Annotated in this window: 22 protein-coding genes, 2 tRNA genes and 1 riboswitch; of the genes, 5 read left to right on the top strand and 19 right to left on the bottom strand. The window is 61.8% G+C overall.

Annotated elements, in window-relative coordinates:
• Positions 1 to 6: 6 nt before the first annotated feature.
• From GJ672_RS03880 to GJ672_RS03865, 4 genes are read right to left on the bottom strand one after another with little or no spacing between them, the layout of a single operon-like run.
• Complete coding sequence (locus GJ672_RS03880; protein ID WP_154295963.1) at positions 7 to 750, bottom strand: type 1 glutamine amidotransferase; 744 nt, start codon at positions 748 to 750, stop codon at positions 7 to 9.
• 42 nt (positions 751 to 792) lie between these two features.
• Complete coding sequence (locus GJ672_RS03875; protein WP_154295962.1) at positions 793 to 1,365, bottom strand: acyloxyacyl hydrolase; 573 nt, start codon at positions 1,363 to 1,365, stop codon at positions 793 to 795.
• 16 nt (positions 1,366 to 1,381) lie between these two features.
• Positions 1,382 to 2,278: a histone deacetylase gene (locus tag GJ672_RS03870; protein ID WP_154295961.1), complete on the bottom strand. Its 897-nt coding sequence runs from the start codon at positions 2,276 to 2,278 to the stop codon at positions 1,382 to 1,384.
• 17 nt (positions 2,279 to 2,295) lie between these two features.
• Entirely contained in the window at positions 2,296 to 4,020 is a 1,725-nt protein-coding gene (locus tag GJ672_RS03865; RefSeq protein WP_229381947.1) for a potassium/proton antiporter, read from the bottom strand.
• Positions 4,021 to 4,229: 209 nt separating this feature from the next.
• Between GJ672_RS03865 and GJ672_RS03860 the strand changes: the two genes are divergently transcribed.
• The 4 genes from GJ672_RS03860 (at position 4,230) to GJ672_RS03845 (ending at position 9,558) form a co-directional block, all read left to right on the top strand.
• Positions 4,230 to 5,171, top strand: a complete 942-nt coding sequence (locus GJ672_RS03860; protein ID WP_154295960.1) for an AEC family transporter — start codon at positions 4,230 to 4,232, stop codon at positions 5,169 to 5,171.
• A gap of 98 nt (positions 5,172 to 5,269) precedes the next feature.
• Positions 5,270 to 7,063, top strand: a complete 1,794-nt coding sequence (locus tag GJ672_RS03855; RefSeq protein WP_154295959.1) for an LTA synthase family protein — start codon at positions 5,270 to 5,272, stop codon at positions 7,061 to 7,063.
• Between the two features lie 12 nt (positions 7,064 to 7,075).
• Entirely contained in the window at positions 7,076 to 8,230 is a 1,155-nt protein-coding gene (locus GJ672_RS03850) for a hypothetical protein (protein ID WP_154295958.1), read from the top strand.
• 41 nt (positions 8,231 to 8,271) lie between these two features.
• Entirely contained in the window at positions 8,272 to 9,558 is a 1,287-nt protein-coding gene (locus GJ672_RS03845) for a polysaccharide biosynthesis C-terminal domain-containing protein (RefSeq protein ID WP_154295957.1), read from the top strand.
• Here GJ672_RS03845 and GJ672_RS03840 read toward each other — a convergent pair.
• On the bottom strand, positions 9,534 to 10,661 hold the full coding sequence (locus GJ672_RS03840) for a glycosyltransferase family 4 protein (protein ID WP_195759546.1): 1,128 nt from the start codon (positions 10,659 to 10,661) through the stop codon (positions 9,534 to 9,536). The genes GJ672_RS03845 and GJ672_RS03840 overlap by 25 nt on opposite strands.
• A gap of 132 nt (positions 10,662 to 10,793) precedes the next feature.
• Here GJ672_RS03840 and GJ672_RS03835 point away from each other — a divergent pair, with 132 nt between their 5' ends.
• Positions 10,794 to 11,618, top strand: a complete 825-nt coding sequence (locus tag GJ672_RS03835) for a sulfotransferase (RefSeq protein WP_229381946.1) — start codon at positions 10,794 to 10,796, stop codon at positions 11,616 to 11,618.
• Here GJ672_RS03835 and GJ672_RS03830 read toward each other — a convergent pair.
• The 14 genes from GJ672_RS03830 to GJ672_RS03765 all read right to left on the bottom strand — a co-directional run bounded on the left by GJ672_RS03830 (position 11,583) and on the right by GJ672_RS03765 (position 24,614).
• Complete coding sequence (locus GJ672_RS03830) at positions 11,583 to 12,359, bottom strand: sulfotransferase family 2 domain-containing protein (RefSeq protein ID WP_195759545.1); 777 nt, start codon at positions 12,357 to 12,359, stop codon at positions 11,583 to 11,585. The genes GJ672_RS03835 and GJ672_RS03830 overlap by 36 nt on opposite strands.
• 192 nt (positions 12,360 to 12,551) lie before the next feature.
• Complete coding sequence (locus tag GJ672_RS03825) at positions 12,552 to 13,940, bottom strand: sodium:solute symporter (protein WP_154295953.1); 1,389 nt, start codon at positions 13,938 to 13,940, stop codon at positions 12,552 to 12,554.
• Positions 13,930 to 14,038, bottom strand: a riboswitch (TPP riboswitch). Its footprint overlaps the gene before it by 11 nt.
• Positions 14,039 to 14,055: 17 nt before the next feature.
• A tRNA-Pro gene (locus GJ672_RS03820) sits at positions 14,056 to 14,132 on the bottom strand.
• A 50-nt stretch (positions 14,133 to 14,182) separates the two neighbouring features.
• Positions 14,183 to 14,539 carry a MerR family transcriptional regulator gene (locus tag GJ672_RS03815; protein WP_154295952.1) on the bottom strand — a complete coding sequence of 119 codons (357 nt, stop codon included), beginning with the start codon at positions 14,537 to 14,539 and terminating at the stop codon, positions 14,183 to 14,185.
• A complete protein-coding gene (gene ihfA, locus GJ672_RS03810; RefSeq protein ID WP_154295951.1) occupies positions 14,520 to 14,819 on the bottom strand; it encodes an integration host factor subunit alpha in 300 nt (99 codons plus the stop codon). Before ihfA ends, GJ672_RS03815 begins: the two co-directional genes overlap by 20 nt.
• Positions 14,820 to 14,826: 7 nt before the next feature.
• Positions 14,827 to 17,205 (bottom strand): phenylalanine--tRNA ligase subunit beta, encoded by a 2,379-nt coding sequence (gene pheT, locus GJ672_RS03805; RefSeq protein ID WP_154295950.1) that lies wholly within the window; start codon positions 17,203 to 17,205, stop codon positions 14,827 to 14,829.
• An 8-nt stretch (positions 17,206 to 17,213) separates the two neighbouring features.
• The gene (pheS, locus tag GJ672_RS03800) at positions 17,214 to 18,233 is read right to left on the bottom strand and encodes a phenylalanine--tRNA ligase subunit alpha (protein ID WP_154295949.1); all 1,020 of its coding nucleotides are present in this window, start codon (positions 18,231 to 18,233) and stop codon (positions 17,214 to 17,216) included.
• A gap of 77 nt (positions 18,234 to 18,310) precedes the next feature.
• Positions 18,311 to 18,667 (bottom strand): 50S ribosomal protein L20, encoded by a 357-nt coding sequence (rplT, locus tag GJ672_RS03795; RefSeq protein ID WP_154295948.1) that lies wholly within the window; start codon positions 18,665 to 18,667, stop codon positions 18,311 to 18,313.
• 28 nt (positions 18,668 to 18,695) lie between these two features.
• Entirely contained in the window at positions 18,696 to 18,893 is a 198-nt protein-coding gene (gene rpmI / locus GJ672_RS03790) for a 50S ribosomal protein L35 (protein ID WP_154295947.1), read from the bottom strand.
• 79 nt (positions 18,894 to 18,972) lie between these two features.
• Positions 18,973 to 19,527: a translation initiation factor IF-3 gene (infC, locus tag GJ672_RS03785; RefSeq protein ID WP_154295946.1), complete on the bottom strand. Its 555-nt coding sequence runs from the start codon at positions 19,525 to 19,527 to the stop codon at positions 18,973 to 18,975.
• Between the two features lie 10 nt (positions 19,528 to 19,537).
• Positions 19,538 to 21,463 carry a threonine--tRNA ligase gene (thrS, locus tag GJ672_RS03780; RefSeq protein WP_154295945.1) on the bottom strand — a complete coding sequence of 642 codons (1,926 nt, stop codon included), beginning with the start codon at positions 21,461 to 21,463 and terminating at the stop codon, positions 19,538 to 19,540.
• A 60-nt stretch (positions 21,464 to 21,523) separates the two neighbouring features.
• Positions 21,524 to 21,600: transfer RNA gene (locus GJ672_RS03775), tRNA-Val, on the bottom strand.
• A 721-nt stretch (positions 21,601 to 22,321) separates the two neighbouring features.
• Complete coding sequence (locus GJ672_RS03770; protein ID WP_154295944.1) at positions 22,322 to 23,221, bottom strand: hypothetical protein; 900 nt, start codon at positions 23,219 to 23,221, stop codon at positions 22,322 to 22,324.
• Positions 23,222 to 24,113: 892 nt separating this feature from the next.
• Positions 24,114 to 24,614, bottom strand: a complete 501-nt coding sequence (locus GJ672_RS03765) for a hypothetical protein (protein ID WP_154295943.1) — start codon at positions 24,612 to 24,614, stop codon at positions 24,114 to 24,116.
• Positions 24,615 to 25,377 lie beyond the last annotated feature (763 nt).

The raw sequence follows: 25,377 nt of genomic DNA, 5'->3' as shown, positions 1-25,377 counted from the left end.
GGGATGTCAGACCGGCAGGCCGGGGGCGTGATGACCGCGCAACCAGTCGCGCATGAATCGCCTGACCGCCGGGGTGTCATCCTGGGCGGGCAGTCCGGCCAGGGCTTCTTCCACCGCGTCGTCTCCGGCTTTCTCACGCACCCGCTGCATCAGGGCCTGAAAGAATTCGCGATCAAACTCCGGATGGCCCTGGATGGTAAACACCCGATCCCGGTAGCCGGCATACCAGGGCACTTCGGCGCCACTGGCGAGACGCTGAAACCCCGGCGCCGGCTCCAAGACCTGATCCTGGTGCACCGACATCAAGCGCAGCGGCTCGCCGGAATTCCGATCCGCGAACGGCACCTCACACGACACGGGATAGCTCCCCAGATGCCAGCCATGCCCGGATCGTCCGGTGCGCCCGCCGAGCGCCGCATGAATCAACTGATGGCCGAAACACACGCCAACCAGGGGCTGGGCGGCCGCCTCGATCTGCCGGACCAATGCCTGCAGGGGGGCAATCCAGCCGGGATCTTCGTGGACGCTGGCGCGGCTCCCGGTAATCAGCCAGGCATCAGCCGCCTCCGGACCCGCCGGCCACTCATCGGCATGCACGCGATAGCCCACCGCCGTTAGATCGGCGGGTTCATCGTCAATCAGCTCTTCAAACAGGGCCAGGTAACTCGACCAGCGGGTCTGCAGTTCTTCGTGAAGGTCATCGCAGAGAAGAATACCGACCCGACGCTTGGGCTTAACCATGCTGTTCATACCCCCATGATGCCACCGGGCGGGCTGGATGATCGAGAGCGATCAGAACCCGTAGCCGACCTCAATGGAGACGATGTCCGCTCCCGGGTTGCTGCTGTAAAGCCGGGCATTGGAAGTGTGTTGTACACGTATGCCCAGCACCAGGGCCCGCTGCGGCGCCCAGGCCAGGCTGGCGTGGCTGGTGAACTGGAAAGGCCCGCCCAGATCCCGGTCCCCGGCCTCATAATCGGACAGCAGTGTGGGTTGGAGCCCCAGACTCAGCCGCAGGTCGCCCACCGGAAACGCTTCAAGGGCCGGGCCGAAGGCCACGAAGGCACTGTCACCATCACTCCCCCGCCAGCGGCCCACGGTCAGGTCCCAGCGGGCACGGACGGCCTGGGGCAACCAGGGGTCCACCACGTGCCGATCAAGCCATGGCGATGACTGCCGATAATAAAGCTCAAAGCTGTCGAAGCCGTGACCGTTGCCGCCACGCAGGCCCGCCTCCCGGACCAGGGGCGGCTCCAGCGAAGGCTCGGCGCCCTTGGATACGCCGTGGGACAGACTGGCAAAACCCAGCACCGCCAAACAGATGCCTGCGAGCCGCCGCCCCCGAGCGGTATTTTTATTTTTCATGGCCTCGGCCTGGTTGCTATCCACACATTATAGCGGCACGAAAAAGTAACGCATGGCGAGCCGCCAGCGCCTCAGTATCCCGGTCATAGCCGCCCCCAATCACCCCCGCCAGCGGCACGCCCCGACTCCGCACCCGCTGGATGACCCGCTGATCGCGTCGCAGCAGGCCCTGGTCACTGATCGACAGATGCCCCAACCGGTCATCCGCATGCACATCCACGCCGGCGTCATAGATCACCAGATCCGGTTGCAGAGCCTCCAACAGGGCCGGCAAACGTCGCTCCAGCTCCGCCAGATAGGCCTCGTCTTCCATGCCTTTCGCCAGCGGGACATCCAGGTCGCTATTGGCCTTCCGGCCCGGGAAATTGCTGGCGGCATGAAAAGAGCAGGTGAAGGCCCGGGGCTCGTCCGCCAGCAAGCGCGCTGTGCCATCCCCCTGATGAACATCCAGATCCAGCACCAGCACCCGCGACACCGCCCCTTCGTCGAGCAGTACCCGTACCGCCACCGCCAGGTCATTCAACAGGCAATAGCCGCTGGCAAAGTCGGCGTGGGCATGGTGAGTGCCACCGGCGGCGTTCAGGGCGAGGCCGTGCTCAAGGGCGAGCCGCGCGGCGAGCAGCGTGCCACCGGTTTCCAGGCGCACCCGCCGGACCAGCGCATCGGACCACTCAAAGCCGCTACGACGCTGGGCGGCCCGGTCCAGCGTTCCGCCCAGCAGGGAATCCAGATAACTCCGGGTGTGAATGCCGGCAAGCTGCTCAACCGCGATCGGATCCGGCGAGTGCCAGGCCAGGTCGTCGTCGAAGGCCTGCAACTGTTCCCGCAGGACCCGGAATTTTTCCATGGGAAACGGGTGCCGTGGGGGCAGCGCAAAGGTGTAGTCCGGGTGGTGGACGGCGGGAACTGGCATGGCCGTAGTGTGGCGGATCAGGGGGACGACGGTCGATCGAGCACTCGCAGACCGACCTCGCTGATCCGTTCCTGGGCATCACAGGCTCGGATGATGAGCTCGATGTAGCCCAGCCGAACGCGATCCCCAGGTTCCGGGCGCGGGAATTGCTGCTTGAGGTACTCGCCCACGGTCAAACCGGCCACCTCGGGTTTCACCTCGGCGGCATAGGCATCAACCAGGGTGCGCATCGGTGCGGTGGGGTCAATGGCGAAGTCACCGGCGCCGAGTCGCCGGTCGGCGGCCTCCCGGGCCGGCGGTGCGAACAGATGATCCAGCGCCGAGGCATACTGCGGCGACATGAAGATATACAGATAGTCATCGGGCTGCAGGCGGCCGGCCTTGCGAAAGTGCATGGAGTGCCCGTCCCGTAACACCAGCGCCGGCCGGGCCCAGCGGGGCAGTCGGGCCCCCCGCACCACCGGGCTGCCCGGCGTGACGTGATAGACCACCAACTCGTGGTGAGCCGTTCCCGGCAGTTCCAGCTCAATCTTCTCCACGGGACCCAGGCGTTGCGGGACCACCATCCCCAGCCAGCGAGCCACCGGCTTGATGGTCCAGCCCTGCACCAGCAGCGAGGCCAGCACCATCATAAAAGCGGTGTTGAAGAACAGCTGCGAATTCTCCAAACCCGCGAGGAACGGCAGAATCGCCAGCAGGATGGATACCGCCCCGCGCAGGCCCACCCAGGCAATGAATGCGACCTCCCGCAACGAAAATCGAAAAGGCAGCAGGCAGACAGCGACGGCCAGCGGTCGGGCCACGAACATCAGAAACAAGCCAAGCCCAATCGCCTGCAGGGCAATGGCGGGAAACTCGGAGGGGGTTGCCAGCAGCCCCAGCACCAGGAACATGAGGATCTGCGCGAGCCAGGTCATCCCGTCCTGAAACCGTCGCAGGGTGGCCAAATGAGGCACCTGACGGTTGCCCGCCACCAGGCCCGCCACATAAGCCGCCACAAAGCCGCTGCCCCCCAGCTGGGTGGTGGCGCCGAACACCAGCAGCGCTCCCACCAGTACAAACACCGGGTAGAGTCCAGTCTCCAGCTCAATGGCGTTCATCAGCCGGTTAAGCACATACCCCCCGAGCAGTCCCAGGGCGATGCCCAGGCCCATCTGTAGGCCGAATCCGACGGCCAGTGCCCCGGTGAACGCCTCCAGCCCGGCCGGGTGGAGCACCAGTTCCACCAACGTCACCGTCAGAAAGATGGCAATGGGATCGTTGGAGCCGGATTCCACCCCCAGGGTGCCCCGAACCCGGCTCCGCAACGTGATACCGCCGGCGCGCAGCAGAAAGAAAACCGCCGCGGCATCGGTGGAACTGATGACCGCACCCAACAGCAACGCCTGAGGCCAGGGCAGGTCAAATAGCCAATGCGCAGCAACCCCAACCAGCCCCGTGGTCAAAACCACTCCCGTGGTTGCCAGGGTCAGCGCGGGCGCGGCCACCCGCCGAAACGCGGCCAGGCGTGTACCGAAACCCGCGTCAAACAGAATAACCGTCAGCGCGATACTGCCGATAAGAAAAGCGCTGGCCTGGTCGTCGTAGGCGAGACCGAGCCCGTCCTCACCGGCCACCAGGCCAATGAGCAGGAACACCAGCAGCAGCGGCGCCCCGAACCGAAAAGCGAGCACGCTGGTCAGGATGGAGAACAGCACCAGAGCCGCCCCGATCAGTACCAGGGGCGCCAGCCAGTCAATCATCGGGAATTGCGTCCGCTCACCCGGACTCCTTTATTCGGGTTCTACCTAAAGGATAGCACCCGCGTCCGGCTATTCCGTGATCGTGGAAGTGGTGGATGGCGGCCTCGGGCCCCATAGGGCATCATCGGAATTCAACCTCAATGGGGCTGGAAACCGTATATCCCTCACCCCGCCAGGACTGAATCGCCGGTTTACACACTTGGGGCAGCATGCAGTCAGTCGTCAACATTGCGTTGCCGTTTTTCGCGCTGATCTTCACGGGATACTTCGCGGCGCGGAGCGGACTGCTGGGCGAGAAAACCGTGGGTGGGCTGAACACCTTCGTGTTTTATTTTGCCCTGCCGGCGCTGTTGCTGGTCACAACCTACGAATCGCCAACCCCAGACGGTGCCGTCTTTGGGCTATTAGCAAGCTACTATTTGCCCAGCTTCGCCCTTTTTTTTGCGGTACTGTTGCTTGCGCGCCGACTGTTCGGCCTACGTCTCGCTGATGCGGCCATACAATCGCTCGGAGCCACTTTTTCAAACGTCGGCTTCATCGGCCTACCGCTGATAATCCTGCTTTACGGCAGCGCAGCGGCCCTTCCGGCAGTCCTCATTGTCATGGTTGACAGCATCGTCATGCTGGGACTGGCAACAGCCCTCGTTGAGGCTGATCTGGATCGCGGACGCCGCAACTTCAGATTCTTCCTCCGTCTTCTCGGCGGAGTGGTTCGCAACCCTATCGTCACCGCTTCGTTCGTGGGGGTGTCACTGAATTTTCTACAAACCCCGATGCCAACGCCCATTCTCGCTTACGGCGGACTCCTTGCAGACGCAGCGGGACCCTGTGCGCTCTTCGCACTCGGCGCCACACTGGCTTCCCGACCGATGCGAGAGGGTGCTCTGGAAACCAGCTACCTGGTTTCTATCAAGCTGGTCATCCACCCGACCCTGGTCGCGGGATTGGCCCTTTGGGTTTTTGATCTGCCACCGGTTTGGGCCGCCGTAGCCATACTGCAAGCCGCGTTGCCCATTGCCGCCAATGTCTACCTACTGGCACAGCGCTACGATCAACGCCCGCAACAGGTTTCGACGGCCATCTTTGTTTCTACCGCTGCGGCAGTGGTGACCATCTCGCTTCTGATCAGCTGGCTGGCTCCGATATCCTGAAAATGCGGTCATTGGCTGAGAAGGAAACCCAGACCGTGGCTGCTGGTCAGTAAATACTGACTTGGTCTGACACGTGGCACTCGTGCGAAACTTCTGATATGCGGCGGTTTCTTGGCATACTATTGGTGGTGTTGGCACTGCGATCGGTGCTCCTGATCGTCACCGGCATCCATCCCCCACCGATTACGGCACTCTGGGCGGACCTGCTCACCGCCGCGTTTTTATACGCCATTACACCGCTACTTCCGGGCCTTTTCCTGCGTGCCGGCGCGGTGGCCTTAATCGCCACCGGCTATGCGGCGGGTGCCGAGCATCTGGTGACTCATGGCACCTATTTCCGGATCGGCCATTTAGGACATCTGACTGACCCGGGCTTTGTTGGCTCCTCGGTTAACGGGCTGAGTATCCTCTGGTTCGCGGTTTTCGCCATCATCAGCAGCCCCCTTCTGTGGCTATTGAAGGGCAACAACAACCCGCCACTCGAACGAACACTGGGCGTCCTGGCCGGCGTGTTCGTCATGCAAATGCTGACCATGCCGACACTGACCACGCCGTCCAACAACGTGGTGGTTGGCTCCCTGGGCCAGGTCCCACCTCTGGTGGTGAGACGATCGCTGCCACTCGAACAGGATGAGGCAAGCCCTCAGGAAGAAAAATTCTACGAGGCCAGTCCGCGGGCTTCCCACCCGCCAGGCGCGCAGCAGAATGTGCTTCTGGTGATGATCGAGGGACTCTCTGGAGGTTACTTTCCTGGCGTTGCAAGGCATCACGGCATCGAGCCCGCGGTCCAACTGGCCGAACTTGAATCGGTGCTCGATGAGCGTGGCTTTCGGATCTACCGAAACACGCTGGCGCCACAGCGCCAGACCGATCGTGGCAGCTATGCACTGCTCTGCGCCGATCATCCCAGGATGCGGCTCCTGCGATCAGAGATGCGCGAGTCACCCACTCTCGAGGGGGAATTCGATTGCCTCCCCCACCGCTTGAACAAAGCCGGCTATAAAACCGCTTATCTGCAGGCGGCGGACCTCGAATTCATGGAAAAGGATCAGTTCATGCCGATGGCGGGCTTCCAGCGAACCGTTGGCGAGCTGGGTGCGCCGGAAGACCCCGAGGACACCCGGCAGTCGGGCTGGGGGGCTAATGATCAGCGTTTTTTCGATGCCGCCCTGCCAGAGTTGCAGCGACTGGATAATCAGGAGCAGCCGTGGTTCGCGACCCTGCTCAACGTGGGCACCCATCACCCCTACCTCAACAGCCCCAAGCAGGTCGATTCAGCCCGGGCCGCCTCGGCACAACGTCCCAAAGAGCGAATGGAACGTCGCCAGGAGGCGTTCACGTTAATGGGGAAGGCGTTGACGGCGTTTATACGCAAGCTTGATCATCAGGGCCTGTTGGAGACCACCACGGTCATCGTCACGTCTGACGAATCCGACGGCATCGTCCGCCAGGCCTCCGAACCGGCCCCACTGGATGGCAACTTCGGTGTGATTGCCATCCGACCGGCGGACCGCACTTCCTCGGAACTGCGGTGGAGAGATCGGGATAGCCTGACCAGTGCCATTGACCTGCCGAAGACGGTGCTGGATCTCACTGGGGGTGCGCCGGGGGAGAAAATGATCGGGCGCAGTCTCTTGAACCCGGATGCACAAAACCGGCGCCACCTGATTGTGGGGGACACCTACGCCAAGCGGGTTCACTTCATCCGCAGTGATGGCAAAGCCATCGGGTGTAACGAGGCAGCGCTCAGCTGCACCAGCTTCGAGTTTCAGCCATCCCGTCTTTTCGGCACGCTAAAACCGAGTGAGCACCCACCATTTATGCCGCTGCGGGACCGGGTCGCCGTGATCCAGCGCACCGACGAAATCCGCGCACTGCGGGAAACTCGCTAGGCGGACATGGTTGTGAAAGCCTTCATCAGGTCGGTGATTGCGTTGATCTGTACCTGCCTTGTTGTCCTGCCGGCGCCAAGCGCCATCGGCAAGGACCGTCTGCAAGCGCCCTCCTTCGGCAACCTCGGAGACTCCCAACTGACTGACGAGTTCCCGGGGCTGGCGTCACTGCTGGTCGGCGGACATGTCATTCCCGGCTTGCACCGAAACTTCGTGCCCCAGGGTGTTGATCGCCTGGATGACGGCGAGATGGTCCTGTCGGGATACTTCTGCGAGCGATTCACGCCGAGATTTCAAAACCTGCTCCGGCGCTGCGTCAAGAAACGCTCCGCCATCTATCTGATGAATGCCGAGGACGGCAGCGCGAAACGCTTGGCGCTGCTGAAAATGCCGGATGGTCGTCCCATGCGGCTGCATGCCGGCGGCATTGCCGAGCTTCACGGCAAATTGTGGATTCCGGATAACTTTGTGGTCTTCCGGTTCAGCCTCGAGCAACTCCGCCATGCCGATGATTCAGTGATCTCGATGGCCCCCCATAACCAGGAGCCCATCGGCGTCGATGCCAGTGGGGATTTCATTACGGCGCACCAGAGCACCCTGTGGATTGGCAATTTCCAGCGCTCGCGCCGCGGCAATCCACTGCCAGGTCACTACCTTGCGCCGGAATGGGATACCCGCGGTTGGACGGCGGCCTATCAGATTGACCCGGAGACTCTGCGGCCCGTGAATCAATCCACTTATTCGGTGGCCTTTGGGGGGACTCACTATGAGGTCCACCGACCCGATGCCGCACTTCACCATCGTAATCTCGTTCAAGGCATGGCTTTTCTGGATGACCGGCGGGTGGTGATCAGCACTTCCTACGGCCCCCGGCGAAGTGCCCTTGCCCAGCACAAACTCCCGTTTTCTCCCTTGGCAGACCAACTGGTGGGCCCCGCGGTGCCACTGCCGGATGGCTCCGAAATGGTAGTCCAGGCGCTGAATCTGCCCACCCGCGAGGCGGTGGTCTCCATGCCGCCCGGCTCAGAAGGGGTCACCTGGGACCAGCAGCACCTTGCCGTAGCGTTCGAGGGCGGCGCATTGCCCTATCGCAACCGCTGGCGGTTACTTGAGGACCGTGTGCTGTTTATATTGCCTCCGTTCGACCCCCGCGGCGGGTCGGGCTAGCGGATGGGCGAGCATTCTGGTCACTCATCGCTGGCGCGCCGATGTTAAAAGCCAGTGTGGGCAGCGTTCTGCTGAAGCTGACCAGCGCCGCGCTGGTCCTCGGCCTGACCGTGCTGCTGGCTCGGTCCCTGGGGCCCGCCGGTTACGGTCTTTATGCCTATATTTACGCGCTGGTCTGGCTACTGTTCGTGCCGGTGGCGCTGGGGCTGCCGATGCTGGTGGTTCGCGAGACAGCGGCCGCACGAGCCAAAAGTGAATGGGGTGTGATTCGCGGTCTGTGGCAGTGGACCATGCGGATGGCCGTGGGGGCCTCCCTGGCCACCGCCGGGCTCGCTCTTTTGATCGGGCTGATGCTCTCGGGGCGACTCGACAGCGATCCATCCAGCACGCTGATGTGGGCGGTGGTCATGGGCGCGTTGATGGCGCTGACCAATCTGACCGGGGCGGCGCTTCGGGGACTCAGTCACACCCTTCAGGGCCAGGTCCCGGACTTTATCGTCCGCTACGGCGTTGCGCTGGCGCTGTGTGCCATCGCTGCCGGGTTTTTAGGGGATGCGTTCAGCGCCGATCTGGCCATGGCACTGCACGCACTGGCCGCTGCGGTGGCTCTCGGTATCGGACTGACGATGCTCGCCCGACAGTGCCCCGCGGAGATCACCCGTGCCGCCGGCCAGACCCGGGGGCGAGCCTGGTTGGGCAGCGTGATCCCGCTCGCGATGGTGTCCGGAACGTTTGTAATGCACCAGCAAACCGATCTAATCATTCTCGGGCTTTTTGTGGATGACGCCGAGGTGGGGATTTATCGAGTGGCGGTGCAGACCGCGGCCTTCGTCGCCCTGGGGCTGCATGCGGTCAACCTGGTGGCCGCGCCACAGTTCGCGCGCCTGCACGCCCTGGGTGAAACGAGACAACTGCAACGCCTTGTCACCAATACGGCCCGAATCATTCTTGTCCTCACCGTGCTGGCGGCGGCGGCGTTGATCACGGCGGGCGAACCGGTGATCCGGCTCGCGTTCGGCACGGATTACACCGCCGCCATCGACATCATCCTGATCCTGGCCGTTGGCCAGCTCTTCAATGCCGGGTTTGGTTCCGTGGTGTTCCTGTTGAACATGACTGGGCGTGAACGCCTGGTGGTCCGCGCTCTGGCCATCGCCCTGACTCTCAATATCGGCTTGAACTTTGCGCTGATCCCGCCCTTCGGCAGCCAGGGGGCGGCCTCGGCCACCGCCATCACGCTGGCGCTCTGGAATATTCTGCTATGGAGAACAGTGCGCCGGGAGCTCGGCATCGACAGCACCGCCTACGGCGCGCCACTGCGCTCGTAGAGCTGCCAGTGAGCGTCTCCCATGGTCTGCAGTGACAGCGCCTGACGAGCCGCCTGATAGGCATTGCGCCCATAACGCTGGCGGCGCTCGGGGTCGGCGAGTGCCATGAACGCTGCCTGCAATGCCACAGAGTCTCTCGCGTCAACCACCAGCCCAGACTCTTTTGCGGATACCAGCGAGGCCAGTCCGACGTTTTTGCTCACAATCACCGGCCGCCCCATGGCCATCGCCTCAGCCACGGCAAATCCGAAATTCTCGGAGCGTGATGGCAGCGCCAAGGCGTCTGCTGTGTTCCAGAGGGCGGCCCGCTCATCCGCATCCACATGGCCCATGAACATCACCCGTGAACCCAGCCCGTGCCATGCAACCAGGCGATGGAGCCACCAGCGGTAGTGCCGCAATCCGGATCCGGCCACCGTGAGGTGCACCGACACGCCCCGGCGACTCAGGGCTGCCAGCGCCTGGACCAACCGGTGAACTCCCTTGTGCGGGTGAAGGCGCCCCAGGTAGAGCAGACGCAGACACGACGTGTCCGCAATGGGTCGTTCGGGTGGCGGCGGCTCACTGGCGGGTACATCCAGACCGGGCAGTACCTCAGCGACATGGGCAGCGGGGGCATGGAGGCGCAGGCAATGGGCCTCTTCCTCGGCGGTCACAGTGACCGCAGCGGCGTCTTCCAGTACGCGGCGCCCGAAAAGGCTCAAACAAAGCCATTTGGCCAGTCGCCGCTCGCGCAGCGCATCAGGGTGGAGGTGGCCGTGCAACGTCACGACATAGGGGCACTTCGCACGTCTCGCCGCCATGACACCCAACAACACGTGCCAGCCAAAGACACCGTGCACATGCAGCAAGTCCGCCCCGTCCAACCGGGCCCGAATACGGGCCCGGAATAGCCAGGGCCATCGGAGTGCGAGCACCCGCCAGTGGCGGCTGGAGGGAAAAACCGCTTCGCAATGGAGCTCTACCGAGCGTTCCGCCAGACTGCGGCGTAGATGCTGGACATAAGTCACCACACCGCCACCGGCCGGGTCCAGGGTGCGCAGCGCGTGCACCACACGCCGCGGGCTGACAGCTTCCAGGTTGTCGATGACGCGGCCAGACATCAGCGGTACCCTGCCTGATCGAGATTGGGAAAACCATGACCGAAAGCCTGGACAGGCGGCAATCGCTGGGAGGTAACGATTCGCAAGCCGGACTTTTTCATCATTGGCGCGCCCAAGGCGGCGACCACTGCCTTGGCCGAATGGCTGTCCCAGCACCCCGCCATCTATTTCAGTCCTCGCAAAGAGCCCCATTATTTTAATACCGAGGGCATTGTCGGCACCGCCACCCAGGCCGACTATGAGGCGCTTTTTGCCAATGCCGGGCCACAGCATCGGGCGGTGGGCGAGGGATCGACCCACTATCTGTATTCGCCGGTGGCTGTTGGCAATATCCTGGCCTATCAGCCCGAGGCCCGGTTCATTGTGTCGCTGAGAAACCCTGTTGAGATGGCACCCGCGCTGCATGACGAGTGCCTGCGCCAGGGCTGGGAGACCGAGCGGTCCTTTGCCAAAGCCTGGGCGCTGCAAGCGGGACGGCGGGAAGGCCGCGGTGTACCGGCCACCGCTCGGCGAGACCCGGATCGATTGCTCTATGGGCCGTACTGCCAGCTGGGGCAACAACTCGAGCGCCTTTATAACCAGGTCAGCGCCGATCGGGTGCTGACGCTGCTGGTGGACGATCTGCGCGGGAACCCGGCCGTGGTTTATCGCCAGTGCCTGGAGTTTCTGGGAGTGGACGATGACGGACGCCAGGCCTTCCCCGTGGTCAATTCGGCACCCCGGACCAAATCCGTGCTGCTCTCGCAGCTTATTCGCCGGACATCGATGCTGCGGGATGCTCTGTGTCTGCCGCGAGACTGGGGCCTGGCCAAGGCGATGCGGCGGCTGAACACCGCCACCGGTGATCGCCCGCCGCTACCCCCGGCGCTAAAGGATGAACTGGCCGACTACTTCGCCGCCGATATCGCCAAACTCGAGGGACTAGTGCGTCGCGATCTCTCCGGATGGCATGCTTGAGCCGATTCCCGGGTTGGTCGCATCGCTGGTCGTGTAACCCAGTTGATTGATGTCGTCGGCGTAGAGCTCTGCGACCCGCTGCCAGGTCTGGTCGTCGTAATAGTCTGCCCAACGCCGATGTTGACTCAATGGCCGGCCGGAGAAATTGCCGAACGCGGCGCTGGCGGGCGAGAGCGCGGTTAACCACTGCCGGGATATCGCCGTCAGCATGCCGCGGCGGCCCTCGGACCGATTGATCATTGGCAGGCGGTCATCAGGGAGCCCCAGCCGCTCAGCCACCACCGAGAAATCCGAATCCAGCGACTCGAATCGACCCACAAAGTCCACCAACTTATGACCCTCATCGAATAGATAATCCACTTGGGGTCGGACAAACCAGTGCATCCTGTCCCACAGACGCCCGGGCAGCCGATCCAGAACAAACTCACGGAAACTGCACTCACCGGGACGGCCAATGTACTTGTAGAAGGAGACTACCCGGTCCCAGGGGTTGCGGACAAAGGCAAAACGGAAATATTGGGCGAATTCCTCGGATGACAGATAGCCCAGCCGAACGTAGTCCCGGGCCAGCAGGTGGGCGAGCCTGGGCGGTCCCAGTGCGGGATTGCGATTGCGCCGCAGCAGCAGGGCACCGCGGCTTTGCCAGCCCAAACCCAGCGCATCAAGGAATACCTGTTCAATGCTCTGCCCGGCGGTCTTCGGGATGTGGACGAAAACGCAACGATGCGAGGTGGAAATCATTGGCTCACCCGGCTGAGAAAGAATGGCAAGGCGCGAGCATGCCATTAAGCGGCGCGGACTGACACCCAACCCCGGAGTCGGCCCACCGGCATGTCGGGTATTTGCTGATCTCTGGCCACGGCGTTCCGATCCCACAGCAGTCTACCGGTCACACGCCTCGGCCCAACGCCAGACTTTGCCCTCACGGCGGCATCATGACGCCGTGAAACGCGCCCCCGGACGAAGCCAGGCAATCAGCAGACTCACCAGCGTGGAGGCCAGCAGTGCCCCCAGGAACGGCGGGAGGGTCGGGATGCTGTCGGGAAAGGTGGCCGCCAGAACACCCGCCGAGAAACTGCCCGAGCTGATCCAACCCGGCACGATGGCACCGAGCAGTCCCGCCACCCCACCGGCCACCGCCGCCAGCGGCGACATGCGCCGCCACAGACCCAGCAGCACCGGCAGCAGAATGGCGGCACACAGCAGATCGGCAATTAGGAACAGCCGAAGCACGGAGAACCCCTGCAGCGCCACCCAGACCACCGGCACCATCAGTCCAATGGTGACCAGCCGTGCCGTCCGTACCGAGAACCCCTGGCGACCGGAACTCGCCACCGCCATCGAGGCGATGGCGTTCTGCAACGTATCAACGCTGGAGGCCACCAGCGTCACCGCCAGCACCAGGGCCGGCAGCGTCAGCCAGGCCGGCGCGGCGGAGAGCAATGCGAAGAATGGCATCGGCGGTTCACCGAGAGGCAGCGCGTGCATGACGGCCAGCATGCCGAGTCCGCCAAGGGCCATCACCACCACCAGGGTGCTGGCGCCGCCAAGCAAGGCACCGCGACCCAGAGCTCGATCATCTTCTGCGGCCCATACCCGCTGCCAGTAGCCCTGATGAAAGAGATTGGCGGCGGTGACGGCAATGACCAGGGTGAGTGCCACCGATAGTGCGCTGCTGGTGGGAATGGAGGGCATGACCGCCTCGGCCGGCAGGGGCGGCAGCTGCCACCAGGCCACGCCGCCCACCAGGATCAGCAGCGCCAGCAGTAACCAGGCCTGCCAGCGGTCGGTGGCGAGGCTTGCCCGCAACCCGCCCAGGGTGGTGTAGACCAGCGTGACCACCGCCACGCCGAGGACCACCAGCGGCGGCGGGACGTCGGAGAGCAGCGCGGCGATGGCACCGATGGCGGTCAGTTCCGCCGCCAGAAAAATCGCCATGTAGGCCACCGAGACGACGGACACCCAGCGGCGCACACCGGTGCCGTAGCAGGACTCGGCGAATTCGCCAATGCTGCGCCCCCGCGGCAGATGGCGCCGGATCGCCGGGCCATAGAGCCCAAGCACAATGAAGGGCAGTGCGGAGCCGATGGCATAGCCAGCCAGCGCCACGGGCCCGGCCAGGGCACCGATTTCCGGCGGCGCAAACAGGATCCAGGCTCCCATGCCGGAGGCCAGGAATGACAGTCCGATGGCCTGGGCGCCTTGGGAGTTGCGTGCGGTGACGTAGTCGTCCAGCAGGCCATCAGCCCGCCGGGCCCGGAGACCCAGGTACGCAAAAAAAAGAAGCGCCGCGCCGAGCACGGCAGACGTCAGGTAGGGCATGTCGCGCTTCCTCCGCCGGTGTGAACCGGATCAGGTTCCAGGGTCGGACTCTGCCCTCTCAGCCCCGTGAATTCGGCGGGACTCCCCTGGCGACAAATGAACAAATTGTAATGATTGGTCGGGGTGAGAGGATTCGAACCTCCGACCACCTGCACCCCATGCAGGTGCGCTACCAGGCTGCGCTACACCCCGTTCGGAAGACGGAAATATACATCACACGCTCCGCCACCGCCAACGCAGAATCAGCGCCTGAGCGCGACAAGGATATCCTCAAGCTCACTGCGGATCTGCCGGATCACCTGCTGGCGCTGGGTGGCGTCATCGCGGGCATGGTCACCGGAGAGCTGCTGGCGTGCACCGCCAATGGTAAAGCCCTGCTGGTAGAGCAGTGCCCGAATCTGACGGATCAGCAATACGTCCTGGCGCTGGTAGTAACGACGGTTGCCGCGGCGCTTGACGGGATTGAGCTGATTGAACTCCTGTTCCCAGTAGCGCAGCACATGGGGCTTCACCGAGCACAGTTCGGCCACCTCGCCGATGGTGAAATAGCGCTTTGCCGGAATGGCGGGGAGTTCGTCGTTACTGCTCGCGTCCAGCATACGCCTCGACCCTCGCCTTGAGTTTCTGCCCCGGCCGGAAAGTCACCACCCGACGCGCCGAGATCGGTATCTCTTCGCCGGTCTTCGGGTTGCGCCCCGGTCGCTCGTTTTTATCCCGCAGGTCGAAATTGCCGAAACCGGACAGCTTCACCGGCGTGCCGCTCTCGAGGGCGGCGCGAATTTCTTCAAAAAAATGATCCACCAGTTCTTTGGCTTCGCGCTTGTTCAGCCCGACTTCCTCGAACAGCCGTTCCGCCATGTCTGCCTTGGTGAGTGCCATGCGCCCCCTACTCCCGCAATTCCGCGCCCAGTGTTTCCGCCAACCGCTCCACGGCCCGTGCCACAATGGCGTCCACCTCGTGGTCGGTAAGAGTGCGGGAATACCCCTGCAGAATCAATCCCATGGCCAGACTTTTGAATCCGTCACTGACCCCGGGGCCGCGATAGACATCGAAGAGACTGACGTTCTGCAGGGTTTCCCCCGCGGCCTCGCGAATGCAGTCCAGGGCCGCCTGCGCCGTAACCGCCTCCGGCACCACGATGGCAAGGTCCCGCCGAATGGCCGGAAAACGCGAAATGGGCTGAAAGGTGGGTACCGCTCGGTGATCAAAAGCGCTCTGGCGAAGCTCGAACACGTAAACCGGGCCATCCAGATCAAGATTCATCAAGACCTGGGGGTGTAACGCGCCGAGCCAGCCCATGGGCTCCCCGCCGCGCTCGATGCGGGCCGACTGCCCTGGGTGAAGGGCCGGATGGGGGGCACTGACAAACCGAAATTCCCCGCCGGGCGCCGCCAGCTCCAGTAACGCCTCCACATCGCCCTTCAGATCGTAGAAGTCCACCGGGCGCTCGCTGTCGGTCCAGGCGGCTTCGTGTACCGGGCCGGTGATGACCCCGGCGATCACCGGCTCCTGTTCCAGCGCCTCCAGGCTGCCGCGGAAACGCAGGCCGGACTCGAACAGGCGAACCCGGCGCTGCTGGCGATTGCGGTTGTGCTGCACCGCCTTCACCAGACCCGGCCACAGCGAGGTCCGCATGACGGAAAGATCGCTGGACAACGGGTTCGCCAGCGCCAACGGCGTGGCGTCCGGATCCAGCCAGGTCTGCAGCTCGGCGGACACAAAACTATAGGTGATGGCTTCCTGGTAACCCCGATCCACCAGCAACATCCGCTGGCGATCGATCCGCACCCGGGATTCGGACTCCGGCGGGATGCGAGCGGGTGCGGCGGTGCGACGCAGCGGCAAGCGGTTATAGCCATGCACCCGGGCAACCTCCTCGATGAGATCCACCTCGCGGGCGATATCGAAGCGCCAGCTGGGCGACTGGATCTGCCAGGCCCCCTCCACCTGCTGGGGCGCCATGCCCAGCCGAGTCAGGGTGTCGTGCATTTCGTCCTCGCTGATCTGGGTGCCGAGCACCGCGTTGGCCCGCTCCGGGCGAAACCGCACGGTGGATGGCGCCGGCATGGCCGATTCGTCCAGAGCATCAATGCCCGGCCCGGGCTCACCGCCCGCCCATTGCAGGAGCAGGGACAGGGCCCGCTGCAGCGCCACGGGGGCGAGCTGCGGGTCCACGCCCCGCTCGAAGCGATGGGAGGCGTCGGTGTGCAGGCCGTAATGCCGGGCGCGCCCGGCCATCGCAGCGGGCTGGAAAAACGCGCTTTCCAGAAAAATATCCCGGGTTTCGTCCCCCACGGCGGATTCGGCACCGCCCATCACCCCGGCCAGCGCCACCGGCTTCTGGTGGTCGGCGATCACCAGGGTGGCTTCATCAAGGGTCACCTGCTCATCATTGAGTAGCTTGAGGGTCTCGCCGGCCCGGGCCAGGCGCACGTCAATCCCGCCAGCCAGGGTATTGAGATCAAAGGCGTGCATGGGCTGGCCGAGTTCAATCATCACGTAGTTGGTGATGTCCACCACAATCCCCAGGGGCCGGATACCCGCCCGCCGCAGGCGCTCCTGCATCCAGATCGGCGTGGCCGCCTTGACGTTGACGTCCTTGACCACCTGCCCGCAGTACCGCGGGCAGGCCTGCGGCGCGCTCAGTGTCACCGGCAGCGTGGACTCCACACTGGCGGCAACCCGTGGGGGGGAAGGCTGGAGGACGTCGGCACCGGTCAGCACCCCGACTTCGCGAGCAACGCCGGCCATGCTCAGGCAATCACTGCGATTGGGGGTCAGCTCCACCTCGATGACCTCGTCATCCAGGGCCAGCCACTCCCGAAAATCCATGCCCACCGGCGCATCCGCCGGCAGCGTCATCAGGCCGGCGCTGTCCTCGGAAAACTCCAGCTCCTTGCCCGAGCAGAGCATGCCGTGGGATTTCACCCCCCGGAGCTTGGCCGCCTTGATCTTGAAATCCCCCGGCAGGCGCCCGCCTACCCGGGCGAAGGGAGCCTTGAGACCCACCGCGGCGTTGGGCGCTCCACACACCACGGTCAGCGGCTCACCACTGCCATCGTTCACCTGACAGACTTTGAGCCGGTCCGCATCGGGATGGGGCTCGCAGGCGGTCACCTCGCCGACCACCACATCGCTGAAGGCCGGAGCCGCCGGCTCCACCGCGTCCACTTCGAGTCCCGCCATGGTCAGGCGCTCGGCCAGGTCCGCCGTGTCATCGGGCACCGCCACCCATTCACTGAGCCACTGCTTGCTGATTCTCATGCCCGCTCCTAGCGAAACTGCCGCAGAAAGCGCAGGTCGTTGTCAAAGAAGATCCGCAGGTCGTTGACGCCGTAGCGCAGCATCGCCAGGCGCTCGACCCCCATGCCAAAGGCATAACCGGTGTAGCGCTCCGGGTCGATGCCCACCGCCTCAAACACCGCCGGATGCACCATGCCGCAGCCGAGAATCTCCAGCCAGCCGGTACCGCTACAGACCCGGCAGCCCTGGCCGCCGCAGAACATGCATTCTACGTCCACCTCGGCGGAGGGCTCGGTGAACGGGAAATAGGATGGCCGGAAGCGCACCGCCAGATCGGCTTCAAAGAACGCTTTGACGAAGTCGTCCAGTACCGCCTTGAGATCGCCGAAGGTCACGCCCTCGTCCACCAGCAGGCCTTCCACCTGATGGAACATCGGGGTGTGGGTGAGATCGGAATCGCAACGGTAGACGCGGCCCGGAGCGATCACCCGAACCGGTGCGCCGCCTTCCTCCATCACTCGGATCTGGACCGGTGAGGTGTGGGTGCGCAGCAGATGCCGTGCATCAAAGTAAAAGGTGTCGTGCATCGCGCGGGCGGGATGATCCGCGGGGATGTTCAGCGCCTCGAAGTTGTGGTGGTCGTCCTCCACCTCGGGGCCCTCGGCCACGGCAAAACCGATCCCGCGGAACATCCGCTCGATGCGCTCCAGGGTGCGGGTGATGGGATGCAGCCCGCCGGGGGCGACACCGCGCCCGGGCAGGGTCACATCCACCCGGTCGGCCTCGAGGGCGGCATCCATCTCGGCCTGCTGAAGCGCAGCCCGCCGGGCCTCGATGCGATCGGCGACTTTGGCCTTGGCCGCATTAATCGCCTGGCCGGCACCGGGACGCTCCGCCGCCGGCAACTGACCAAGGGTTTTCAACTGCGCCGTGATGTAACCCTTCTTGCCCAGGTAAGCCACACGGACGTCGTCCAGCTCGGCCACCGAGGCCGCCGCATCCACGGCCGCTTCGGCCCGAGCGGTCAGGGCCTGAAGATCCTCACTCATGATTCATCCCGTCGAGAGACAAAAAAAGGGGAAGACCTGAGCCTTCCCCCGGACTGCCGGCAGCCGGGTCCGGCTGCCTAGGCAAGTGCCGCCTTGGCGCGCTCGGCCAGCGCGCTGAAGCCGGCGCTGTCATGCACCGCCATGTCCGCCAGCACCTTGCGATCGATTTCGATCTCGGCCTGCTTGAGGCCGTTCAGCAGGCGGCTGTAGGACAGCCCGTTGAGTCGGGCGGCGGCGTTAATGCGCTGGATCCACAGCGAGCGGAACTCGCGCTTGCGAACCCGGCGATCCCGGTAGGCGTACTGGCCGGCCTTGATGACCGCCTGGTTGGCTACCTTGAACGTCTTGCGACGTGCGCCGTAGTAACCCTTCGCCTTCCCGAGGACCTTCTTGTGGCGGCGGCGCGCAATGACGCCACGCTTTACTCTGGCCATCTTCAGAATCCTCTTTGTTCAGTAAATATTAAACGTATGGCAGCAGCCGCCGGATGGCCGGCGTGTCCTGCTCCGATACCAGCGTGGTGGCACGCAGCTTGGCTTTCCGCTTCGCATCCTTCTTGGTGAGGATGTGATTGTGGAAAGCGTGCGCCCGCTTGAACCGGCCACTGGCCGTCTTGCGGAAGCGCTTGGCGGCGCCACGGTTCGTCTTGATCTTCGGCATGAACCGTTTCTCCGTTACCACAAACAAGAACTCCCGGCGGTGCCGGGAGCTCGCCCCAACGGGACCCGCGGGTCCCGCTTTATTTCCCCTTGCGGGGAGACATGGTCATCACCATCAGGCGGCCTTCCATTTTCGGCCGCTGGTCGACGGTGGCCTCGTTTTCGAGGTCTTTCTCGACCCGCTCCAGCAACTCCAGCCCGAGTTCCTGGTGGGCCATTTCCCGGCCCCGAAAGCGCAGGGTCACCTTGACCTTATCGCCTTCCTCGAGGAACCGCTTCAGGTTGCGGAGCTTGACGTCGTAATCGCCGACATCGGTGCCCGGCCGGAATTTCACTTCCTTGACCTGAATCTGCTTCTGCTTTTTCTTGGCGGCCTGCTGCTTTTTGGACTGCTCGAACTTCCACTTGCCGAAATCCATGACCCGGCAAACTGGCGGGTCGGCGTTGGGATCGAGCTCCACCAGATCCAGGGACACGCCCTCGGCGCGCTGTATCGCTTCATCGGTGGGTACGATGCCCACCTGCTCTCCGTTTTCGTCGATCAGACGAACATTGGGTACCTGAATGTCTTCATTGACCCGCCGGTTTTCGCCGGCTCCGGGCTGTTGCCGACGCGCGCCCGGCTTTCTGCGTATAGCGATGTCTTCAATCCTCCACTAGGGTTCTGCCCAACCGACCGCGTTCGGCTTCGATCCGTTCCATGAACGCGTCCAGAGGCATGGCCCCCAGATCTTCGCCGGTTCGAGTTCGCACGGCGACCTGCCCCGACTCGCGTTCCTGATCACCCACCACGATCATGTAGGGCACTCGCCTGATCGTATGCTCGCGAATCTTAAAGCCGATCTTCTCGTTCCTCAAGTCACACTCGGCCCGATAGCTCGCCGCCACCAGCCGCTGCCGGACTTCTCGGGCGTACTCGGCCTGGCGATCGGTGATATTCATCACCTGCACCTGGACCGGTGCCAGCCACACCGGCCAGTCACCGCCATAGTGCTCGGTGAGCACGCCAATGAACCGCTCGAAGGAGCCGAAGATGGCCCGATGCAGCATCACCGGCACCGCCCGGTCACCGTCCTGGGTCACGTATTCCGCGCCCAGCCGGCCGGGCATGGAGAAATCCACCTGCATGGTGCCGCACTGCCAGACCCGGTTGAGGCAGTCGCGCATGGCCAACTCGATCTTGGGCCCATAGAAGGCGCCCTCCCCCGGGTTGAGGGTCCAGTTCATCTGCTTGTCATCCAGCGCGTGCTCCAGCGCCGCTTCGGCACGATCCCAGAGGGCATCCTCGCCCACCCGGTTGGCGGGCCGGGTGGACAACGCCACCTGCACGTCATCAAACCCGAAATCCTGGTAAACACTGAAGGCCAGATCCAGAAAATCCGAGACCTCCGCCTGCAGCTGCTCCTCGGTGCAGAAGATGTGGGCGTCGTCCTGGACGAAATTGCGCACCCGCATCAGCCCGTGCAGCGTGCCCGAGGGCTCGTTGCGATGGCAGTTGCCGAACTCCGAGAGCCGCAGGGGCAGATCGCGATAGCTCTTCAGCCCCTGGTTGTACACCTGCACGTGACAGGGGCAGTTCATGGGCTTGACCGCGTAGTCCCGGTGCTCGGACTGGGTGGTGAACATGTCCTCGCGGAACTTCTCCCAGTGCCCGGAGCGCTCCCAGAGGCTGCGATCCACCAGCTCCGGAGTGCGGATCTCCTGGTAGCCGTGGGCGGACAGGCGGCCGCGGAGGTAATCCTGCAGTTCGGTGTAGATCCGCCAGCCGTTGGGGTGCCAGAACACCATGCCCGGGGCTTCATCCTGGATATGGAAGAGATCCTGACTGCCGGCGATGCGGCGGTGATCCCGCTTTTGCGCCTCCTCCAGGAACTTCATGTAGGCCTTTAGCGCCTTGCGGTCGGCAAACGCCGTGCCGTAAATGCGCTGAAGCATTTCGTTGCGGGCATCCCCCCGCCAGTAGGCGCCGGCCAGCTTGGTGAGCTTGAACGCCTTGAGGAAGCGGGTGTTGGGCACGTGGGGCCCGAGGCACATGTCCACGTATTCCTGGTGATGATAGAGCGCCATGGACTCCACATCGGCCAGGTTTTCCACCAGTTCGACCTTGTAGTTCTCGCCCCGCTCCCGGAACAGCTGCATGACCTCGAACCGCGGCGTCACCCGTTTTATGACGTCGTATTCCTGATCAATCAGCTCCGCCATGCGCTTTTCGATGCGCTCCAGATCCTCGGGATGGAAGCCGGCGTCGTAGCGGATGTCGTAGTAAAAGCCGTCCTCAATCACCGGCCCGATGGCCATCTGTGCTTCGGGATACAGCTGCTTGACCGCCTGGCCCAGCAGGTGGCAGCAGGAGTGACGGATGATGTCGACGCCCTCCGGGTCCCTGGGGGTGATGATCTGGAGCTCGGCGTCGTCTTCGATGAGGTCGCAGGCGTCCACCAGCGTGCCATTGACCCGGCCCGCCAGGGTCGCCTTGGCAAGACCGGGGCCGATGTCCTGGGCGATGTCGAGCACGGAGACGAGGCCGGCATAGTCGCGCTGACTGCCGTCCGGGAGGGTGATCTGGGGCATGAAGCGGCTCCACAGTGGTGACCCATACCAAAGGCCACATGCTGTTGTCGGGAATGAATGTGGTAGGCGCGAGTGGACTCGAACCACCGACCCCCACCATGTCAAGGTGGTGCTCTAACCAGCTGAGCTACGCGCCTGTCGTCAGGGAGCGGAGTATAGCGGGATTGGGGGGCGTTGCCAAAGGGGTATGTTAAGTTGCTGTTTTTGCGATTAAATCAGGACATAGCAAGGAACCTGAAGATGGGTTCAAGGCAATCTCGACCGGGGATGAACTTAACCAGTCATAAGCGCCTCTGTGCATTGAATGTGCCATGGATGTGCCAGCTTCTCCCAAAAGCCAGAAGGTCGAGAGCCTCCCTGGGGTGGCCCTGATCCACCCCCGGTGCCCTGCGCCAAGCCCCAAGCCCTTTTCCAGTACATCGGAGTGGAGTACCCCGAACCCGTCGCCATTCTGCCCTCGGATACATCAGCCCCGATGCGTTCGAAGCCCGGATAGCGACTTAATCGAGTGTCCACTGTTACTGGGCAAGATCACTTCTTTGTCTAGCGTTTGCCGGGTACTTCGCCGCTCATAATGCCCTCCTGAAATCCGCACTTTAACCTGTGCAGATCTGGAGGGCGCCACAACAAATTTCTTATTTGGGACGGATGCCGATGACATTTGATTTCCCATATTGCATTTCTAGGAGTTTCCTAGCTTGCAAAGCACCTCCCGCTTGGACTTCTACATCCTGCCTTCCCCCACCGGGGAGCCTTACCGCACCGATAAACGTATATGTCGCCATAATGAATCTCCTTTTTACCTTGATCAGGAATTTGACAACGGGAATTTGAGAGGCATATTCAAATATCCGACGGTTAGGCAGTATTATATTTATTGATTTCAGATAGCCCTCCCGACAGTTCCTCAACGGTAACCGAACGCTGAAACGCTTTGCTGTCCATTACCTGTCTCATGTCAGCACATACGGTAAGCATACGATGGCCGCCAGTAATGCCAATGTTCTTCGTCACTTCTGACACCAAGCCGGAATCATCGATCTCATATTGAATATCGTAACTGAAATCACGGTCTTCCCCGTGCCGCTGCTCCGACGCTGTGACACCCTCGATAACAGGCTCAAAAATTTCCATTTTCTCAAATATAGCTTTTTTACCCCCGATCTTAGAGAGAATCGTTGCTCCAGTTCTCGTTATTGTGTAATTCAAAGAGTCCGCGACCTCAATTAGCTTATCGCAAATAGTTGTCGCTTCTTCATGAGACAATAGCCGCCAAGAGGTATCATACTCAGAGGTTGACTCTGCAGCGGCTCGGTGAGTCGACGCAGGGATTTCCTCTTCGCCTTGTAACAGGGTGCTTCTCGGAGCGATGAGAACGTAAAGGCCGAGTTCTGGGCACACATACCCTCGACTGACTAGGCTGTTGGAATCTCTCGTAGGATATAGCCCTACTTCCCGGTAAATAGCAGTCCTTTTCTGCTGCCCCTCTTCGGCCACCTCTGATTCAATACGGGCAAGAAATCTGTTCGGGTAAAAAAAACGTGCATAGATAAAAAGGGCTCCGTAACCAATAGCAATAAGAACGATCAACTCTATTGGCAAAAAGGCCGATAGAATGAATATACCAACTGCAAGAAGGATGAATTTAACCAGCCAAGGTGGCATATCTCCGCCGCCTGATGCGCCTGACCCAGACGAAGCAGGTGGTACCCCTCCGGTGGCTTTCCTTAAACTGCCCGCGAGATCCTCAATTGACATACATTCCTCCTTGATTCAGATGCGTCGGTACCTGCGTAGGAGACGAAAAGTCTATTCCAGGCAAAAATATTTGGATTAGTGTAAGATACTTATTCATGCCGGTGTCCGTTAACCTAGTTTTCCAGATCATCAGATGGCCCTTAACAACCCCGAAACAGGAGGTAGTCATGGCCACCTGATAAACTCTACTCATCGCCCCGGTTATAGATTTGGGGACTACCAGATTACCTACTCACAAATCGCCATTGACCGCGAGTCCTGCACGCTGTCTCTTGCCAGTTTTTCCAGGAATCGCGATGAAATACCGAGTTATATAGCGTCGTGCAGTAGCTGCCCTCCTGCTCTCTATGCGCCACCACCTCCACCTGTCCTTTTGTAGACCCGTTTGACGAGTACCAGTCGCACTTTTCACCCAAGAAAAGATGATCCAACGCGAAGTAAACACATTGCTCGTGCTGATCGCGACTCCCGCGCGGGACTGAATAAGCGTTGTGCCGAGTGATATTCGCTATGATACCAATCATGGAATCGTTGGAGTAATAACCATCTGCGGTGCTAATCTGACCATAATATGACCCATTACTGGCGGTGCATCCGCTAATAAGCGAAAACACCATTAACAGGCTCCCAAGTACCATCCGGGAATTTGCAGAGGAAACCCTTGACATGCCGCGTAACACCTTTTTGTCTGATCGTGTGGCGATAAGATCTGCACTCTTTTGATACACCAGCAGACCTGGTTACATGATTTACTTTCGGCTTGTCGGAACATTTGATCACTGCCTGCGATGAGGTAATCTCATCATCAACGACTTGCAGCTCCTTGTCCGTGTAGCAATACTGTCCTAGCGGCTGTTCCGGGATTGTCGTACTACAACCAGCTACGATGATGCTAGCCATTGCGACCGCGACGCCTTTCATTGGAAGCTTCCTCCATAAGATTCTCGAACGTGCTTCTTGCCATTTTCAGCCGGACGAAGGTGTGGAAACTCCCACCATGCCGAAAGGTCGCTTTTTCTTCAGTTACATGTTCGCGGATCAGGGTGGTATCGACAGAATAAGTTATCGAGGAGGTGGAACTTTTAGCTCCATCTTCAAAATAAACACTTGTACGAGAATCGACGGTACCGCTCATTCTTCTGGCAAAGTTATTGAGTGCGATCGCATACATCTCCTCTTCTGCCGCTTGCACAAATCGACTCTCACCCAAACCACAGGCATAGACATACTCTTCTCTCCACCAAAATCGGCCTTCAGCTCCAGATTCAGCGCAATCCACATACCAATTCGGCTGTGCATAGGCGTCGCGTTCTTCTACTTCGGAGACGGTTGAGCATCCGACTGCAGCCGCAGCAACGCCTACCGCTGCTAAATAATGTTTCAATTCCTTCATCGCCGTCTCCTCTTTGTCCAGTACGAATGCGCTATTCGTAATGAAGCTGACCTAAAAGCACTCCAATTCCAGAGAGTCGAGTCGATAATGCTGTCCAGGTTCTGGGCGGTCGCACGGGTGTTCATGTGGGTAAAAAGTCAAACCACCTGTATTACACCCGATCTGCCCGCACGCGCTGTCCAGTGCTCCTGATTGACTGACAGGGTAGGAAGAACATCCAGCCATGAGCGACGCTGCTAAACAAAAAAGGACCGCTGAACAAATAAGGCTAAAGCCTGCCTTCGCTATCCGCGAGGCGCGTACCGGATCATAAATTTCATCGCTGCGGGCCTCGCGCGCCTTCACACCCATCTCTCACCTTCGCCTCGAACATCCCCGACCATTAAGGAGACCTATTCATTCTTGTTGAGCATCCCTAACTAAGACCAGAGAATACTAATACCCGACGACATCTTTTGTCGTAGATGGTATTTCCCAAAATACGATCGGCGGCTCAGTCGACCATGAGCCTATGAATACACCGCCTCGACGCGACGTCCGCGCCAATTTTTCATCTGTCACCCGCGCGGTCGAATCAGGGCGCTTAACGAGACCGTCCACGGTGGTGGGGTAGAACCCCCCTGATGCTCTTGTCGGATGACTGAATGTACGCTCTCGTCTTCGGTGTCGTCGTCGCGTTGGCGTGCAACCGGATGTTCAACGTCGGGCCTTCTCGAGCACAGTGTTCAGCAGTTCGCGTGCACACCACAAAGGATAGCTCCTC

This window comes from Spiribacter sp. 2438 (genome assembly GCF_009676705.1).
Lineage (GTDB): Bacteria > Pseudomonadota > Gammaproteobacteria > Nitrococcales > Nitrococcaceae > Spiribacter.
Note: the sequence above shows the minus strand (reverse complement) of the source record. Positions and strands in the feature narration are given on the sequence as shown.

Excerpts from the sequence above, each read along its gene's own strand:
- GJ672_RS03880 (WP_154295963.1), bottom strand. The coding sequence starts at position 750 with ATGAACAGCATGGTTAAGCCCAAGCGTCGGGTCGGTATTCTTCTCTGC.
- GJ672_RS03875 (WP_154295962.1), bottom strand. The coding sequence starts at position 1,365 with ATGAAAAATAAAAATACCGCTCGGGGGCGGCGGCTCGCAGGCATCTGT.
- GJ672_RS03870 (WP_154295961.1), bottom strand. The coding sequence starts at position 2,278 with ATGCCAGTTCCCGCCGTCCACCACCCGGACTACACCTTTGCGCTGCCC.
- GJ672_RS03865 (WP_229381947.1), bottom strand. The coding sequence starts at position 4,020 with ATGATTGACTGGCTGGCGCCCCTGGTACTGATCGGGGCGGCTCTGGTG.
- GJ672_RS03860 (WP_154295960.1), top strand. The coding sequence starts at position 4,230 with ATGCAGTCAGTCGTCAACATTGCGTTGCCGTTTTTCGCGCTGATCTTC.
- GJ672_RS03855 (WP_154295959.1), top strand. The coding sequence starts at position 5,270 with ATGCGGCGGTTTCTTGGCATACTATTGGTGGTGTTGGCACTGCGATCG.
- GJ672_RS03845 (WP_154295957.1), top strand. The coding sequence starts at position 8,272 with ATGTTAAAAGCCAGTGTGGGCAGCGTTCTGCTGAAGCTGACCAGCGCC.
- GJ672_RS03840 (WP_195759546.1), bottom strand. The coding sequence starts at position 10,661 with ATGTCTGGCCGCGTCATCGACAACCTGGAAGCTGTCAGCCCGCGGCGT.
- GJ672_RS03830 (WP_195759545.1), bottom strand. The coding sequence starts at position 12,359 with ATGATTTCCACCTCGCATCGTTGCGTTTTCGTCCACATCCCGAAGACC.
- GJ672_RS03825 (WP_154295953.1), bottom strand. The coding sequence starts at position 13,940 with ATGCCCTACCTGACGTCTGCCGTGCTCGGCGCGGCGCTTCTTTTTTTT.
- GJ672_RS03815 (WP_154295952.1), bottom strand. The coding sequence starts at position 14,539 with ATGCTGGACGCGAGCAGTAACGACGAACTCCCCGCCATTCCGGCAAAG.
- ihfA (WP_154295951.1), bottom strand. The coding sequence starts at position 14,819 with ATGGCACTCACCAAGGCAGACATGGCGGAACGGCTGTTCGAGGAAGTC.
- pheT (WP_154295950.1), bottom strand. The coding sequence starts at position 17,205 with ATGAGAATCAGCAAGCAGTGGCTCAGTGAATGGGTGGCGGTGCCCGAT.
- pheS (WP_154295949.1), bottom strand. The coding sequence starts at position 18,233 with ATGAGTGAGGATCTTCAGGCCCTGACCGCTCGGGCCGAAGCGGCCGTG.
- rplT (WP_154295948.1), bottom strand. The coding sequence starts at position 18,667 with ATGGCCAGAGTAAAGCGTGGCGTCATTGCGCGCCGCCGCCACAAGAAG.
- rpmI (WP_154295947.1), bottom strand. The coding sequence starts at position 18,893 with ATGCCGAAGATCAAGACGAACCGTGGCGCCGCCAAGCGCTTCCGCAAG.
- thrS (WP_154295945.1), bottom strand. The coding sequence starts at position 21,463 with ATGCCCCAGATCACCCTCCCGGACGGCAGTCAGCGCGACTATGCCGGC.
- GJ672_RS03770 (WP_154295944.1), bottom strand. The coding sequence starts at position 23,221 with ATGTCAATTGAGGATCTCGCGGGCAGTTTAAGGAAAGCCACCGGAGGG.
- GJ672_RS03765 (WP_154295943.1), bottom strand. The coding sequence starts at position 24,614 with ATGAAGGAATTGAAACATTATTTAGCAGCGGTAGGCGTTGCTGCGGCT.